This window comes from Melioribacteraceae bacterium 4301-Me, assembly GCA_041538185.1.
Lineage (GTDB): Bacteria > Bacteroidota > Ignavibacteria > Ignavibacteriales > Melioribacteraceae > Pyranulibacter > Pyranulibacter aquaticus.
This window is the reverse complement of record JBGORM010000005.1, coordinates 122,504-139,425: the sequence shown is the minus strand read 5'-3', so window position 1 is coordinate 139,425 and position 16,922 is coordinate 122,504. Positions and strand designations below refer to the sequence as shown.

Annotated in this window: 14 protein-coding genes; 11 read left to right on the top strand and 3 right to left on the bottom strand. The window is 30.5% G+C overall.

From position 1 onward, the window contains the following. Positions 1-57: 57 nt before the first annotated feature. Genes ABRY23_09825 through ABRY23_09810 form a run of 4 tightly spaced genes read left to right on the top strand, consistent with a single transcriptional unit; the run spans position 58 to position 5,189 of the window. Entirely contained in the window at positions 58-2,223 is a 2,166-nt protein-coding gene (locus ABRY23_09825) for an FG-GAP repeat domain-containing protein (protein MFA3783348.1), read from the top strand. Next, complete coding sequence (locus ABRY23_09820) at positions 2,223-3,902, top strand: MXAN_6640 family putative metalloprotease (GenBank protein MFA3783347.1); 1,680 nt, start codon at positions 2,223-2,225, stop codon at positions 3,900-3,902. Before ABRY23_09825 ends, ABRY23_09820 begins: the two co-directional genes overlap by 1 nt. After that, a complete protein-coding gene (locus ABRY23_09815; protein MFA3783346.1) occupies positions 3,895-4,533 on the top strand; it encodes an ATP-binding cassette domain-containing protein in 639 nt (212 codons plus the stop codon). Before ABRY23_09820 ends, ABRY23_09815 begins: the two co-directional genes overlap by 8 nt. After that, positions 4,530-5,189 (top strand): heme exporter protein CcmB, encoded by a 660-nt coding sequence (locus ABRY23_09810; GenBank protein MFA3783345.1) that lies wholly within the window; start codon positions 4,530-4,532, stop codon positions 5,187-5,189. Before ABRY23_09815 ends, ABRY23_09810 begins: the two co-directional genes overlap by 4 nt. Before the next feature lie 3 nt (positions 5,190-5,192). Here the strand turns inward: ABRY23_09810 and ABRY23_09805 are convergent, their stop codons facing one another. Genes ABRY23_09805 through ABRY23_09795 form a run of 3 tightly spaced genes read right to left on the bottom strand, consistent with a single transcriptional unit; the run spans position 5,193 to position 7,642 of the window. Next, positions 5,193-5,792: a hypothetical protein gene (locus ABRY23_09805; protein MFA3783344.1), complete on the bottom strand. Its 600-nt coding sequence runs from the start codon at positions 5,790-5,792 to the stop codon at positions 5,193-5,195. A 6-nt stretch (positions 5,793-5,798) separates the two neighbouring features. Then, entirely contained in the window at positions 5,799-6,482 is a 684-nt protein-coding gene (locus ABRY23_09800) for a response regulator (GenBank protein MFA3783343.1), read from the bottom strand. After that, positions 6,461-7,642, bottom strand: coding sequence for an ATP-binding protein (locus ABRY23_09795; GenBank protein ID MFA3783342.1), 1,182 nt, complete (start codon positions 7,640-7,642; stop codon positions 6,461-6,463). The genes ABRY23_09800 and ABRY23_09795 overlap by 22 nt, the downstream gene beginning before the upstream one ends. 512 nt (positions 7,643-8,154) lie before the next feature. Here ABRY23_09795 and lgt point away from each other — a divergent pair. The 7 genes from lgt (at position 8,155) to ABRY23_09760 (ending at position 16,912) form a co-directional block, all read left to right on the top strand. Then, positions 8,155-8,961 carry a prolipoprotein diacylglyceryl transferase gene (gene lgt / locus ABRY23_09790; GenBank protein ID MFA3783341.1) on the top strand — a complete coding sequence of 269 codons (807 nt, stop codon included), beginning with the start codon at positions 8,155-8,157 and terminating at the stop codon, positions 8,959-8,961. Beyond that, positions 8,945-10,114 (top strand): TolB family protein, encoded by a 1,170-nt coding sequence (locus tag ABRY23_09785; protein ID MFA3783340.1) that lies wholly within the window; start codon positions 8,945-8,947, stop codon positions 10,112-10,114. Before lgt ends, ABRY23_09785 begins: the two co-directional genes overlap by 17 nt. 157 nt (positions 10,115-10,271) lie before the next feature. Next, positions 10,272-10,697, top strand: coding sequence for a hypothetical protein (locus ABRY23_09780; protein MFA3783339.1), 426 nt, complete (start codon positions 10,272-10,274; stop codon positions 10,695-10,697). A 1-nt stretch (position 10,698) separates the two neighbouring features. Then, positions 10,699-12,135, top strand: coding sequence for an NOL1/NOP2/sun family putative RNA methylase (locus tag ABRY23_09775; protein ID MFA3783338.1), 1,437 nt, complete (start codon positions 10,699-10,701; stop codon positions 12,133-12,135). A gap of 600 nt (positions 12,136-12,735) precedes the next feature. After that, on the top strand, positions 12,736-14,574 hold the full coding sequence (locus ABRY23_09770; GenBank protein ID MFA3783337.1) for an ATP-binding protein: 1,839 nt from the start codon (positions 12,736-12,738) through the stop codon (positions 14,572-14,574). 2 nt (positions 14,575-14,576) lie between these two features. Continuing rightward, positions 14,577-15,905 (top strand): sigma-54-dependent transcriptional regulator, encoded by a 1,329-nt coding sequence (locus ABRY23_09765; GenBank protein ID MFA3783336.1) that lies wholly within the window; start codon positions 14,577-14,579, stop codon positions 15,903-15,905. A gap of 233 nt (positions 15,906-16,138) precedes the next feature. Beyond that, positions 16,139-16,912, top strand: coding sequence for a MotA/TolQ/ExbB proton channel family protein (locus tag ABRY23_09760; protein MFA3783335.1), 774 nt, complete (start codon positions 16,139-16,141; stop codon positions 16,910-16,912). Positions 16,913-16,922 lie beyond the last annotated feature (10 nt).

Below are 16,922 nucleotides of genomic sequence, written 5' to 3'. Positions count from 1 at the left end.
AAAAACTGTCTATAACTCTTGAAAATGTTTCGTGTTTATAAATCAATTAAAAAGCTATTGAACAGGCATTTAAAACCTGTTAAAAAAATTAAAAAGAAAACTGCAAGTAGTTCCTCTTTTAAGTCGGAGTTGTACACAAATTGTAAAAAAATTTTCTTGATTTACTTTCTTTTTGAGATTGAACTATACGCCCAAATCAATATAAACGGATTTTGTAAGTGGAACGAAACAACTACTTACCCAAATTTTAATGGACTATTAGCAATAGATTTTAATAACGACGGTTACCGAGACTTAATTTTGTTCTCTAATGTCGAAAGGAAATTAGTCATTCATAAAGCTGACCCTAAATCGTTTTATTTAAAAGGTAGAGTAATATTTTTCCCTTACCCAATATATAAGATTGGCTTATTAAGTAAGCTAAATCAACAAAACAAGGAATATGTATTTGTTTCTAAAGCAAGTAGAACAGTTGGTATATTAACTTTTCTTACCAGTGGATTACCTTTAATAAAAGCAAAATTACATTTCGATTCATATCCTTCTTCCTTTGATGTTGCCGATATAAATCATACCGGTAGTAACGAAATTTTAGTCTGCGGCTCTAATTTTGTGGGTTTGTCTATTTTAAAAGAAAAAAATGGCAGACTAATAGAACAAAAGATTATAACGAAAGAAAAGTTTAAAGAGGCTAAGTTCATCGATCTTGATTATGATGGTTATCCTGATATAGCAGCATTAGATGCTATAAATAATACTATACATTTTTATTATAACGACCAGTCGGGCAGCTTTAAAGAATACCGCTCAATAAAGCTAATGTACGTTGCTAACAAATTTCAAATTTGTGATGTTAACTCAGATAGCTTTAGTGATATATTAGCTGCAAATGATAATGGTTTTGAATATGTAATTGGGGATTCTGTTTCTTCTTTTCAAAATACTATAATTATAAACACTGAAGATAAGCCTACCGAGTTTAATGTGTTAGACTATAACGACGACGGTTTAGATGATGTTTCTTTTATTTCTTTAGATACGGGTAATTTATTTGTGTTATTTAACAAGGATAATAATAAATTTTACCAGCCAATAAATTACTTCCAGCGAGTTGGCTTAAGTACTATAATATCTTTCGTTGATAGAAGAGGAAAGCATCTCATAGCGCTTAGTTCAACCGGCAATATTTTTGAGATAACAAGTTTAAGATTTGTTAAAGATAGCTTTAGCTTGTCTTTTACACCTTATCCAAGATTACTGCGTATTACCACTAACAATAAGCAAAATGAAAGAAATTACTTTATTGTTGATACTGTAAGACTTAAGATGATTGTACTTTCGGTGCAAAAAAATGGAATTGTAGCTACTTACAATGAATATCCTATTTCTGACGATTACACTAACATTGATGTAAGTTATCTTGAAGGCGGTAAAAAAGATTTGCTCCTTTTTAAAACAGGAGAAAGAAAAATTGAACTGCTCTCTATTGACTCTGAAGACCATAAGTTTTCTAGGAAAGTCTTTTATACACCTTATCCCATTTACGATGCTAAATTTCATACGAGCAATGAATACGAAAATCAAACGATTTATGCGCTGCTTAATAGTGGTTCTAAATTGCTTTTACAAAAGTTTGTTTACAAGGACTTTCGTTTCGTAAGCGAAGGAATTATAACTATTGGCAGTTATTCAGAAGATGCTCTTATTGATATTAACAGTTCTGTGGAAATTTATTGGATAGCAAAAATTAATAATGAAATTCATTTTTACCGAACTACAAATCAATTGAAGAATTATAAGGAAGAAGAACTTTACCATGTGCCTTATAAGGATGTAACGCATACAATTCTAATTACCTTAGAAAATAGGGTAAAGAATTCCATACCTATATTACTCTATTGGTTAAACGAAAAATTATTTGCCTTTTATCAAATTAAAACTCAGCCCGTTAAAATTGACAACTCTAAAATTGCCTGCCCCAAAAACTTTTTTAATGTTCTTTATGATGCACGAAGTAAAACTTACACTTTGTTTTATTACGATAAAGATGAATCAAAGCTAATTAAGTACGAATTTGCAAAAGGAGATAAAACAGCTAAACGAGGCAAATTAATTGAATTGCAAGATATAAGTAATTATTTTGCTACCTCAATAAAAAGAGATAGTTATTTAATTATTTCTACTACTAAATCAAATGCTGTTGAATTTAAGAATCTTGAATAATGAAATCACTACTAAAACTTATAATAATCTTTTTCCCTTTAGCACATCTTTACTCGCAAAATTTAGATAGCCTTTATCTAAGATTATTGTCTGTTAAAGGTGTTCACGTTTTTTCAATACAGTCACAAACAAATATTACGTTAGATACAGAGAAATGTGCAACGGGAATAATAAACCAAGTTATACAAAATTTACAGAACTATGATTTAAAAAGACGAAAAGAAATAACCTCACTTTTACAAAGACCGGCAACAGATACAAGCTTTGTTACTCCAAATGGAAAGTTTAGAATTCATTTTAATAAATCTGATTACCCTGATTATATACCTGATGAGGTACGCAAGAACATAACACCAGAGCAAATAATTTTTTATAAGAAAATTTACTTGGATTCTTTGGCTATAGCTGTAGACTCAGCATATAATTACGAAGTAAATATACTAGGCTATCCAGCGCCACCCCCTGATAATGGTGCAGGAGGTGACAATCTTTACGATATTTATATTCAAAATCTTTCAAACGGATTTTATGGTTATACAGAAATCGACCAGCTTATAGGCGACAGCACTTATACAAGTTTTATTGTAATTGATAATGATTATTCTAACTATAATACAAAAAGAATCAATGCTGCACGCGTAACAGTTGCCCATGAAATGCATCATGCAATTCAAATGGGCAATTACATCTACCGTTCTTCTGACCAGTATTATTATGAAATTACATCTTCATCAATGGAAGAGTTTGTGTTCAACGATGTTAACGACTATTATTTTTATATGTCTTCATATTTTTCAAATCCAGGAAGAAGTTTTTCAGCTAACAGCGGATATAATTTAGCTATTTGGAATATCTTTTTAGCTGACCGTTTTGGTGTGAATATTATAAAAAGAACTTGGGAATTAATGAAAGCTCACAACCGCGCTTTAATCTCAATTAGCGCAGCAATTCAAGAGAACAATTCTAACTTTAAAATTGAATTTAATTTATTTGGACAGTGGATTTATTTCACAAATTTTAGGAGTGTACCAGGGAAATATTTTAAAGAAGCTGCTAATTACCCTCTTGTAAAGCCAATTATGAACTTAGCGTATGATAAAAACAAAAACTCATTAATGCTTAATACTTCGCCTGTCTCTCTTAACTTTGTTTATTTCAATAACTTCAACGATACAATGGTTGCAGTGATATCCAATTCTGATGTCTACAGCGGCATTAATTCTAACTCAAATTTGCTAAGTCTCACTTACTATTATTCTTCTGTTCCTTTTTCTGGAAGTAAAACAGTTATCGATGGTTTTTATTCACTTTTAGAAACAAGCAAGCCCGACTATCTATCAGAGTCAAATATTTTTAACTATGTGCCTGTTAATGATGGAATTATAAAAAGAAGTGAAATTGATTTCTGCTACCCGCAGCCGTTTAAATATTCCGCTAACAGCAGTCTTTATATTCCTGTTAGCAAGGATAACAATGGTTATGCTGACCTGTATATTTATTCGATAAGTATGAAGTTAGTATATTCATCGCAAAAGAAAATACAAGCTTTTGACAAATTTGTTGTAAGCTGGAATGGGCTGGATAATAATGGTAACAGGCTTCCGACAGGTGTTTATTTTTATGTAACAAAGTCTGGCGAGAATACAAAAAAAGGAAAATTTGTAATTTATAATGATTGAGTACAACTTAGAATTACAGAAAGTAACAAAGATTTACGGAAGAAGATTAATTTTTGATGAACTTGATTACAAATTTTATCCGGCTAAAATATATGGAATAGCTGGTCCTAATGGCGCGGGAAAGTCTACTTTATCAAAAATTATTTTGGGATTATTATCACCCACTAAAGGTAAAGTTTTTCATTATTTCAACTCTCATACCATAGAGCCGGAAAAACTTCATAACCATATAGGTTTTACAGCACCATACCTTTTTCTTTATGATGAATTTACTGCAGAAGAAAATCTCAATTTCTTTTCCCGCATTCGCGGCGTAAGATATGACAACGAAAAGAAAAATTATTTGTTTAATAAACTTGGTTTGTACGACCGCAAAGATGATTTTGTAAAAAGCTATTCTTCAGGGATGAAACAAAGGCTGAAATTTATTTTTGCAATCATTCACTCGCCCGAACTTATTTTGTTAGACGAGCCTACTTCTAATTTAGATAATGAGGGTAAAGAAAAAGTATACGAATTGTTAAACGAACAGGCTAACGAAAAGCTTATAATTATTGCAAGCAACGATGACAATGACCTTGCGCTTTGCAGCGAAATAATTGATTTAAGAAAATATAGAAAAGATTTATGAAAGCTTATTCAATCTTTAAAAAAGATTGGCAGTCGGAACTGAGAACAAGATATGCAATTAATGCACTTGCTATGTTTATACTTGTGACGATAAGTGTAATTTTGTTTTCAATTGGAAGTGAAAAAATTTCTGAATACCTTACTGGAGGATTATTATGGGTGGTAATTTTTTTCTCTGCTATGTCTGGCTTGGCAAGAGCATTTGTTTCCGAAGAAGAACGCGGTACAACAATGACATTGCAATTAATAGCAGCTCCATCAACCATCTTCTCGGGCAAGTTAATATTTAATTTAATACTTGTCTTTCTTATGAATGTTGTTATAACAATTTTGTTTTTTTTATTTTTTCCTTCATTTGCAATAAAGAACTTTCTTCTTTTTTTGATTGCATTTTTTTTGGGTAATATAGGCATTGCTGTTTCATCGACAATTATTGCAGCAATAATATCAAAAGCAAGTTCTAAAGGAACACTTTATCCGGTTCTTTCCTTCCCCATATTACTTCCTCTGATACTTACTTTATTGGAATTAACTAAATTTTCTATGGATGGCAATTCTATCCCTTCATCCCTTGTTGAAATTGCAGTTTTAATTTGTTACGATGTAATTATGCTAACAGCTTCTTATCTTTTGTTTGATTTTATTTGGAAAGAATAACTTTTAGGATTTGGCTTCTACTTTTAACTTAACTTTCATCTTACGGCTGTTTTCGTTAAATATTGTAAAAAAAACAGCAAACAAAATTTGAAATGTACCCACAACTAACAATTGAATTTTACCATGCTGGGTGTCAAGTAATGATATAAGGAATTTTATAATTGTTGTTGCTTCATAAAAAAGTATTACAAAGTAAAATATGTTTATAGTAAATGTTTGTGCTATGTTTAGAATAGTTTTTCTTAGAATAGTAAAAAAAATAAAGAAGTGCATTAATATAAAGACAGCATAACTGTATCCCTTTTCAAAAAAGACAATAAACAGTGTAAGACAGAATGTAAAAACCAGTATTACATCATATAGTTTGGAATTGCTTGTAAATTTTTTTAGTGACAATAAAATGAAGTAAGAAAGAATACTAAATGTTGTAATTGAGCCCCATAAGTGAAACTTTGATAGAATTATTGCAATTGGATCAGAAATTGCATATACCAAAAAGTAAATAAAGAAGTTAGTCTTATAGTTCCTTATTGGCGGTAAAAGCCATAAAATAACAGAAACAACAATTATATTATAGTACAATGTGAAGTATACAGGCGGCATAACATATCATTGTTTTTTTTCAATTTGCTGTAAGTTGGAAACTTTTATTGCAAAAGAGATAAACTCGGGTAAACTTTTAATTTTCATTTTATGCATTATTCTTGCTCGGTGTGTGTCTATAGTTCTTTTTCCAATTTTTAATTTATCGGATATTTCTAAGCTTGTAAGACCTTGACTAACATAATAAAGTATTTGTTTTTCTTTGGGTGATAATCTTAAAATATCTACACGCTCCTTTTGTTTTTTTGATTTAAATTTAGCCTCCATTTCTTCAAGCATTTCGTTTGTATACTTTCTGCCAAAGTATTTTATTTTGTTCGCAACCATTCTAATTGAATCGCAGAGTTCTTCCTTCACTATGTTTTTGTTTAAAAGTCCCATTGCACCAATTTTCATTGTGTAATATATATACTCTTCTCCGTCGTACATGGTTAGAAATAACGCTTTAACGTTCTTATCTCTTTTTTTAATTTGTTTAAAAGCGTCAATTCCAGAAATTTCTGGCATTGAGATGTCAATAAGTATTACGTCGGGCCTTAAAAGAAAATATTTTTGAATTAATTCTTTACCGTTAGATGCTTCTCCTATTACTTGTATATCTTTCACTTCATTTAACAAAGAAATTATTCCACTTCTAAACAAACTATGATCATCAGCTATTAATATTTCTATTTTACTTTTGTTTTCCATCTTTTAGTTTGTTTAAATGGTATTTCAATTATTAACACGGTACCTTTTTCTAATTGGGAATCTATTTTAAATTTACCACCGTAGTTTTTTATTCGTTCTTGAATGTTAATTAAACCCATTCCATTTAATTTACCGTTGTTGTTTAATGCCTTATCAACGTCAAAACCTTTTCCATTGTCTGAGGTCATTATTCTTATTAAACCTTTTTCAAATGTAATTTGTATGTTAAATTCAGTTGCCTGAGAATGTTTAATTATGTTATTCAGCGCTTCTTGAATTATTCTGTATATGTATATTTCTAAGTTATAGTCTAGTCTTTTAGTTAGACCGCTAACGTTGAAACTTCCTTTAATATTGCTTTCACGAGTAATTTTTTCTACCAAGTGCTCGATAGCGAGATTTAAGCCCATTTCTTCAATAATTCTTGGTTTTAATTTGTATGAGATTTCTTTTAGTTCTGCGATTGAGTTTTCAAGTAATTCTATCAGTTGATTTACATATTTTACATTGTTGAGATTATTTTTCGATTCTACAAGACTGAGCATTTTTAGTCTAAGAAAAGATAAATTTTGCCCAATTCCATCGTGTAATTCTCTTGCAATTCTTTGCCGTTCTTCTTCAATCAGTTCACTTGTACGCTCGGAAAGCTGGCGTAATCTTTTTTCACTTTTAATTAACATTTCTTCATATTTTTTTCTGTCAGTAATATCTCTAAAATATACCTGTGCAATGTTAAAGTTGGGTTCACCACGTAGTAAAACCGTGTAATGTTTATTTGCTATTTTTTCTGTTAATATAATTGAGGTGTTTTTTGTTATGCTTTCTTTTATTTGATTTTCATTAATTGGTAAAACCTCAGCAATATTTTTTTCATTAAGGAGTAGATCCCCAAATACTTTTTTTGCAGCTTCATTTGTTTGGATAATCTTTCCATTACTGTCTATTCTAATTAAGGGGTCGGGATCTAATTCAGCAAATAATGCCATCATGCGGGCATGCTGAAGTTCAAGTGTTTCCTTTTCCTTATTTACTTTTATAACGGTAGGTATTAATAAGTACTTATAGAAGTAGTATATCAATAAGAATATAGTAGCAATAATAAGGAAAGAATAAACAACAGGACTGCTAAAATTATAAATTACTTTTAGGATGTCTTCCATACCAAACTTAAACTATAATTGAGTTTCAATTATAAAGTTAATAAAAAACTGCTTTTACTTACATATTGAATTATCATTTCTTTTAAAGTTTGCTTGCAGACGTAATTTCTTGCTGCAAAGCTGAATATGTGCATAATGGTTAGTATTTAAATATAATTTTTTTATTTAAATAAAGTGAATACGAATATTTGTTTGTCAAACATCTTTGAATGGAACAGCAAATTGCGTAAAAGTGCACAAATAGAGCTTATAGACAAATTTTATCTAAGAAATATGGTAATATTTAATCAGTTCTAATGAATTTATGAAATTAGTAAAAATGCAGCTGATAAATTTTTAATTAGGTTAAATCTAAAAAATGCATTTTGCTTCTATCAGCCGTTTTTTAAGGGTATTTGTCAGAATAAATTTTTTGAAATTAATCTTTGATTTGTTATCGGCTTATTGAGTAAATTACAAAAGGGCGTTTTTTTCTTGTAACCTATATTAACTTTAAACTAAGAATAGTTTTTATGATGCTTAATTTTATTTATTGGGATGTAAGTCCAATTATTTTTTCTTGGGGACCAATTACAGTCAGATGGTATGGTTTGTTGTTTGCCACTTCTTTTTTGGTAGGATATTATATAATGGCCTACATTTTTAAAAAGGAAGGAAAAGATGAAAATGATTTAAATGATCTAATTTGGTATATGATACTTGGTACAGTCATAGGTGCCAGGTTAGGTCATGTTTTATTTTACAACCCAAGTTATTATTTAAGTAATCCTATAGAAATATTGGAAATTTGGAAAGGTGGATTGGCAAGTCATGGCGCTGGCATCGGAATTTTAATTGCAATTTATTTATACTCAAGAAAAAAGTCTGCACAATCGTTTTTATGGACAATTGATCGTATTGTAATTACAGTTGCATTAGCAGGTTTTTTTATTCGCACTGGTAACCTCTTCAACTCTGAAATAATCGGAAAACCCAGCGATTTACCATGGGCGTTTATATTTGCCTCGGTTGATGACATACCGCGCCATCCAACACAAATCTATGAGGCATTGGCTTACTTATCTATTTTTATTTTTTTGTTTTCTTTTTACAAAAAGAAATTTGGACAATTAAAAGAAGGACTAATATTTGGACTATTTTTAATAACTGTTTTCGGTTTCAGATTTTGTGTTGAATTTTTGAAAGAAAATCAATCTCAATTTGAACAGTATTTACCGTTGAACATGGGTCAACTGCTTAGCATACCTTTTATTGCAGCTGGAATTTATTTTGTCCTAAGGAAAGAAACAAAAAAACTTAAAATTGATTTACATAAATAATCTAAAAATGAATGTGGTTAGAAGTGCGTTAATTTATCTGTTGGCAGAATTTGTTTTTGTGACAATTAATTTTGCTCAGCAAGATTCCTACAAACCTTTAAAGGATTCATTGCGCTACACAGGTGAGTATCATCTAAGAAATATAAGACAGCTTACTTTTGGTGGAAACAATGCTGAGGCTTATTGGAGTTTTGATGATAAGCAGATAATTTTCCAAAGTGATTGGTCACAAATAAACTCACAGCCTTGTGATCAGATTTTTAAAATGAATGCCGATGGTTCCCCATATAAAAATGGGATGAAATATATGCTGGTTTCTACTGGCAAGGGCAGAACTACATGCGGTTATTTTTTGAAAGATGGTAAAATTATTTATTCATCTACACATGCAAGTAATGAAAATTGCCCCGAAACAAAAATGTTTGCTGAAGGCAGATATGTTTGGCCAATCTTGGATTCCTATGATATTTATATTGCTAACGAAGATGGTTCTAATTTGAGTTTGTTAATTGGCGGTAAAGGTTACGATGCGGAAGCTACAGTATCGCCAGATGGAAAGTATATTGTTTTTACATCAACTCGTTCAGGCGATTTAGAATTGTGGCGTTACGATTTGCAATCTAAAGAATATCTTCGATTAACTAATACTTTGGGTTATGATGGAGGCGCTTTTTTCTCAAGAGATTCTAAAAAAATTGTTTGGCGCGCAAGTAGACCAGTAGGAAAAGATGCTGAAAATTATAAAAAACTCCTTTCACAGGGTTATGTTGAACCCAAAGAATTAAACATTTTTGTGGCAGATGCTGATGGTAAAAATGCCAGACAAGTTACTCATCTTCCGGGTGCAAACTGGGCTCCCTTTTTTCATCCCGACGGTAAAAAAATTTTGTTTAGTTCAAATCATCATACCTTGCATAAAGGCGGAAGAATATTTGATATTTTTATGATAAACGTTGATGGAACAGGATTGGAACAAATTACGCATTCTGAAACTTTTGATGCTTTCCCAATGTTTTCTTACGACGGGAAACACTTAATATTTTGCTCAAACAGAAGAGCTGATAGAAAATTTTCCCACGAAACTAATGTTTTTATCGCGGATTGGATTGAAGAACCACAAAAGGTCGATATGAATTTTAAATCTGTTCGTTAAAATTTCTGTTTATTTGCTCTGTATCTTGTGATAACATTTGGTAATTGAAAATAAGATTAATAATTCGCTTCTCTTCTTGTTTTGTATATTTAGCATTTTACCCTGGTTTAAAATTGTTTTTTGTGCTCGCAAATTAACATGGAGTGATAGATAATAGATGACCGAAAAGGATTTTGCGGCAAGTTACATAGAAAAGATTAAGAATGACCTGAAAAAATTTCCGGATGACTTTCTAGGCAATGATGAGTGTGAAGAATTATCATTGCCCAGTAAATTATTATTTTTTCCACCGCCGCTTTTTGATAAATACCAAATTATTGATGAGACAGGTGAAACTATTTATTCAACGGATAATCAATATAAAGCTAAATACGTTATTTATGCCAATAGAACGAGACCGACTAAGTTGCTTATGCCTAAATCCGATTTACGCGTTTACCAAATTGTTAGAGATTATGAGAAGTATTTGGATAACATCTTAAAGGAAATTGAAATTGAATTCAAAACGAATTTTCCTAATTCCAAAGGCTTCAAGAGAATATCTGCTTTAATATTTAATTCATTGAATATTTCCCGCTACTAAATTGATAGAGCTAAGCGAAAAAATTGCTGAGTATATAAAAAAATTCTTCGGAGAAAATTACCTCAAAAATTACAGAGATTTTTTTTATTCCACGCCTAACTATTACATTAGATTGTTCAATTCAAATGAAAAGAAAAACGAGATAATAGAACAACTAAATAACTATGGCATTCAACTACTACCCGTTAACAACATTGCTAATGCATACCAAATTATTAAAGGAAATGAAATTATTGGTAAAACCTTTCACTTTATATTAGGCAAATATTACATTCAAAGTTTGTCATCAATGATTCCACCATTAGTATTAAATCCTTCAAAAAATGATATAGTATTAGACTTATGTGCGGCACCCGGTTCAAAAACTACCCAGTTAGCTGAAATTATGCATAACGAAGGCACTTTAATTGCTAATGAAATTTCAATAGATAGAATAAAAAGTCTGGTCTTTAATATCGAGAAATTGAATCTATTAAATGTTGGTGTAATTAATGAAAAAGGAGAAGCATTAAGTAAAATCTTTGATAATTATTTCGATAAAATTTTGGTTGATGCGCCATGCAGTGCATTAGGAATCCTTCAAAAAAAAGGTGAAGTAAATAATTGGTGGAATGAAAATAAAATCCCTCAATTTTCTAATCTTCAATATCGACTTTTGCTCAGTGCAGCAAAAATGTGTAAAGTTGGCGGTGAAATTGTTTATTCCACATGCACACTTAGTCTTGAAGAGAATGAATTAGTTGTTAATAAACTTATTAACAATTATCCATTAGAAGTTGAAGAAATTAATTTGCCTTTACCATCCCATCAGGCATTCACAATATATGGTAATGAAAAGTTAAATCCTTCCTTGGCTAATGCGAGAAGAATTTTGCCGTGGGAAGTAAATTCAGAGGGATTTTTTATTGCTAAACTTAGAAAGATTGGAGAGATATATTCTGAAGTAAATGACAACTTAGTTTTAAATAAACTATCCCTAAGAAATTTAAACGACCCATCTGTAAAAAATTATTTGAATAACGTTAAAAGCAGCTTTTGTATTGATGATACTGTTTTTGAGAATTATAATTATTTATTAAAACGAAATGAGATATTTTTTGTAAATAAAGACTGGCATACTAAATATCACATAGATTTTGTTAGGATTGGCGCTCGACTTGGTTTAATTGATAAAGATAATAAATTACAACTGTATTCTTTAGCTGCTCAAGTGCTTGGTAAGCATATCAAAAAAAATATAGTAAAATTAGAAAGTCTGGAAGATCTTAAAATTTACTTGAAAGGTGGACTTATAAAAAAAAGTTTTAGTGAATTAGGTCAAAAACTAGTTATGTATAATGATGAAATAATTGGCACAGCAGTAGCGACAAAAGAAGGACTTAAAAGCCAATTTCCAAGAAATTTTAGGACGCAGGAGATAGTATTTCCAGGCTCTTAAATATTTATAATAATGTTAACTTTGCTAAGATTTTTTTGTGAGAAAGAGAAACTAATGATGCATTTTAAAAAGCTTTTGAATCTACTAATAATTCTAAATTTGTTTTTTACTCAGATTAATGAGTTTGTTTTAACTAACAAATTAACTTCAGGGGATTACCCCACACAAATTATAAATCAAGTTACTTCACAGATTAATCTACCTGAAGATAATAGAAGAATAGAGACAAAGGTTAAATCCGACTTTCTAAAAAATCTATACTCTACAAATTTCTCTTGTGCAATCATTACTAAATATTCAACCCATCAAATAGTTAAACCGTACTTCATAATTATTTCAATCCAGTCTTTATTAACAATACAACACTCAACAGATACATAAAAACCCATTGAATTTATCAAGTTATTATTTACAAAAAAATTCAACGGGAGATTATCATGAGTAATGAAAAAAATGATAAATCATTGAACTACTCATTTTACTTTTTGATGATTTTAATAGTTGTAAGTGTCTTGGCTTTTGTGGGATATATTGTTTATGGATTGTTGTTCGCTTAATTTAAAGTAAAGAAAGTAAGTTTATATCTTTATTTTTACTTAAATGAAAATACTCAAAATATTTAATGCCAGCTTAAGAAGTAAAATTCTTGCGGGCTATTCTATCGTAATTTTTATAATGTTATTTGTTACGTTTTGGAGCGTTTACAATTTTTATAGATTGAATGAGTCGATAAAAACCACTCTAAACCAAAATTATTCTAGTATAATAGCCGCCGAGAATATGGTTCGTGCTCTTGATGACCAATTCCATTCTATTTTGTTAGTTTTTACGGGCAATTCAGCTCAAGGTAAAAAATTATTCGAAAGCTCTAAAGAGGATTTTTATTTCTGGTACACAAAAGCACGTCAGAGCGCCTTTACTAAGATGGAACAAAATATCTTAGATGATATGAATCTGCTTTATGGACAATTCTTAAAAGAAACATATTCTAATATTAATTGGAACGGTATACAATCTCATAAAATTGATTTGGAAAATAATATGTTCAATAAAGCAGTAGAGTTAATTCGTAACATAAAACTTAAATGTAATAGCATATATGAGATTAATCATAAGTTAATGAATAATACGTTAGAGCAAGTTAATGATATTACAAGATCGGCTGCAATTTTAATTGCAATTATCCTGGTGGGGGGAATTATAATCAGTTACCTTTTTGTTATGAAATTCTCAAATTATGTTGTTCGTCCCCTTCTAAATTTAACACAATCTGTACAACATATTGCAAATGGAAATTTTGACGAGAAAATTGATGTAAGCGAAAATAATGACGAAATTAATAATTTGGCTGTCGAATTCAATAAAATGAGTGAGCAACTTAGAAGATATGAAAAGTTAAATGTTGATAAGCTTTTGTACGAGAAGAAAAAATCTGAGTTGATTATTGAAAGTATGTACGAACCTGTTGCAATGATTGATAATTCTAACAAAATTCTGCTTGCCAATAATTCATTTAAAGAATTATTTGACATTAAAGAAGAAAAAAGTTTACAAATAGAAAAATTAATAGATCTGAAAGAGTATCTCGACGATATAAATTCAGAAGAAAAATCGGGAAAAGAAAAGTTTCTTACCGTTAAAGATAAAAATGGAAATCTAAAGTACTTTAAGATAAACCGCTCTAAGCTTGAACGTTTTGCCAGTGAAATGACTGGAACAGTAATTGTATTTAACGATGTAACAAAATTTCAAGAGTTGGATAGGATGAAATCAGAATTTATTGGAAAGGTATCACACGAACTTAAAACGCCATTGACTTCTTTAGGTATGGCTCTTGAAATTTTAGGCGAAGGAATAGTAGGCAATATTAACGAAAAACAAAAGGATTTATACAATTCAATGAAACAGGATTATAATAGATTAAATAAACTTGTATACGAAATACTTCAGTTAACTAAACTTCAGTCGGGCAGCATAAAAATTGAATTCAATAAAATTGATTTAATAAAATTGACTGATGATTTGATACAGAAATTCAGAAGACAATATGATAAGACTACAAACATAGCACTTAATTTTTTTGTATCTGAAAAATCACTGTTTGTTAATGGCAATTCAGATTACTTAATAAGCGCATTTGAAAACCTAATATCGAATTCATATAAGTTTACAGGCAATAGTGGTACAATTAATGTCTCGCTTTACAGTAAAGAAGGATTTGCCTTTTTCGAAGTGCAAGACAATGGAATTGGAATTGAAGAAGACCAGATTGGAAAAATATTCGATAAATTTTACCAAGTAGATAGCAACGTTCCAGGCAGCATTGGAATTGGTTTATCAATTGTTAAAGAGATTGTCGAAATACACAAAGGAACTGTAAAAGCCTGGAGTGAACCAAAGAGTGGGAGTACTTTTCAAATTAAATTGCCTATAGCATAAACATGAATAAGTGCAAAGTAATAGTAGTTGACGATGAGGTAAACATCTTAAAAACTATAGAACTTTCACTTACCTCACAAAATTTTGAGGTTGAAGTTTATCAAAACGCTGAAGAAGCTCTAAAACGAATTAGAGAAGTTTATTTTGACTTGGCATTTATCGACCTCAAAATGCATCCATTAAACGGTCTTCAATTTCTTGAAAAATTAAAAAAAAGTTCTCCCGATACTACAGCAATTATAATGACTGCTTATGGATCAATTGATACTGCAGTAGAGGCAATTAAAAAAGGTGCGTATGACTATATTACAAAACCGTTTACTCATAAAGAGTTTATACTTATTGCTGAACGTGTCTACGAATATCATAAGTTAACAAAAGAAGTTCTTGGGCTAAAAACACAAATAGAAGACCTAATTAATACAGGAAATATTGTTACAAGAAACGCCGAAATGTTAGAACTGTTAAGAATTTCCAAAGATATTTCAAATAGTGAAATATCTATTTTAATTGAAGGGGAAAGCGGAACTGGTAAAGAACTACTTGCAAGATTTATTCACCAAAATAGTCTCCGAAGCGATAGACCTTTTATTCCAATAAATTGCGCAGCCGTTCCCGAAAATCTTTTTGAAAGCGAATTATTTGGGCATGTAAAAGGAGCTTTTACAGGTGCATTCAAAGACAAAATTGGCAGAGTAGAACTTGCTAACAGTGGAACATTATTTCTTGACGAAGTAACTGAAATCCCAAAACCAATGCAGGTAAAGTTGTTGAGGTTTCTACAAAATATGGAATTTGAAAGGGTGGGAGAAGGAATTACAAGAAAAATAAATGTGAGAATTATTAGTGCTACTAATAAAGACGTAAAGCTTGATTTGAACAGCGGTAACATAAGAGATGATTTTTACTATAGAATAAGTGGCTTTAAACTTTCAATTCCACCTCTTAGAAAGAGAAAAGACGATATTCCTCTTCTGCTTGAACATTTTCTTGATAAAATTGCTCCAGAAACTAAATTTTATGTTTTACCAGAGACCTTAAAAATTCTTACCGATTATAATTGGCCTGGAAATATTAGAGAATTTGAAAACGTTGTTAAAAGAGCTGTAGCGCTTTCGAAAGATAAAATAATTAAGCCGTCATCTTTACCTGAGGAAATTTTTAATCAACAGCAAAAACAATTTTTAAGTGTCATCCCTTCACTAAAAGAACTTGAAAAAAAACATATAATGGAAGTAATAAAAATTGCCTCGAACTCTAAAGAAGCCGCTAAAATATTAGGTATCTCAGAAACAACACTGTGGCGCAAACGGAATGAATATAATATCTAATTATTATTTCATTTTGAAATTTGATTAAGTTGTTGAATAATAACAAGTTGTAAAAAAACATTTTCAAATTGAAATCCGAAAGAAGTAGGATTCACCTTCCTTAAATACTTTCAAAGATAATCCAATCAACGAATCGCCATTTTCTTGAGTAAAAAACAAGTTTTGCTAAAACAAATAATCCGGCATTAGTCTTGCTTAAAATTAAAGAACATTTTTTAATAGGAGAATCAGAAATGAAACAATCTGCTTTTATTGTAATTCTTTTCATTTTAGCTTTGGCAATTTCAATAAGTATTTACCAGTACGGTTTGGGTAATCCAGTTAATTTTAAAGATGGCGAAGGTCGGTCAGTGCCATTAAATATAATTGGACAAGTTTATACTGGTGGCCCACTGGTATCACTGCTTATTGCATTGTCTATAATGGACTTTGCAATAATAATTGAAAGGTCTCTTTCTCTAAGAAAAGCTTCTGGTAAAAAATCGGTAAATAAATTTTTTTCCTCGATTCTAGATAAAATTAGAAGTGGACAAATTGATGAATCGATACAATTATGTGAAGAGCAAAGAGGTTCTGTAGCAAATGTTATACGCGCCGCTCTTCAGAGGTATAAAGAACTTGTTAGTGAGCACAACCTTGTTGACGCAGATAAACAGCTTGCTGAAGTACAGCGTTCTATTGAAGAAGCAATGATGCTTGAAACTCCCCTTTTAGAGAAAAATTTAATTGCATTATCTACAATTGCATCAATAGCTACAATGGTAGGTTTGCTTGGTACTGTACTTGGAATGATTAGAGCCTTTAGAGCCTTAGCGCAAGCAGGCGCACCCGATGCAATTCAACTTGCAACTGGTATTTCCGAAGCATTGGTAAATACTGCCGGCGGACTTTTTGTAGCTATTCTGGGTATTGTAGCTTATAACTTCTTCGTTAATAAAGTCGATAATTTCACATATCAAGTTGATGAAGCATCTTACAATGTAATCCAACTTTTGAAAACAAAGTGAAATGAGGTGA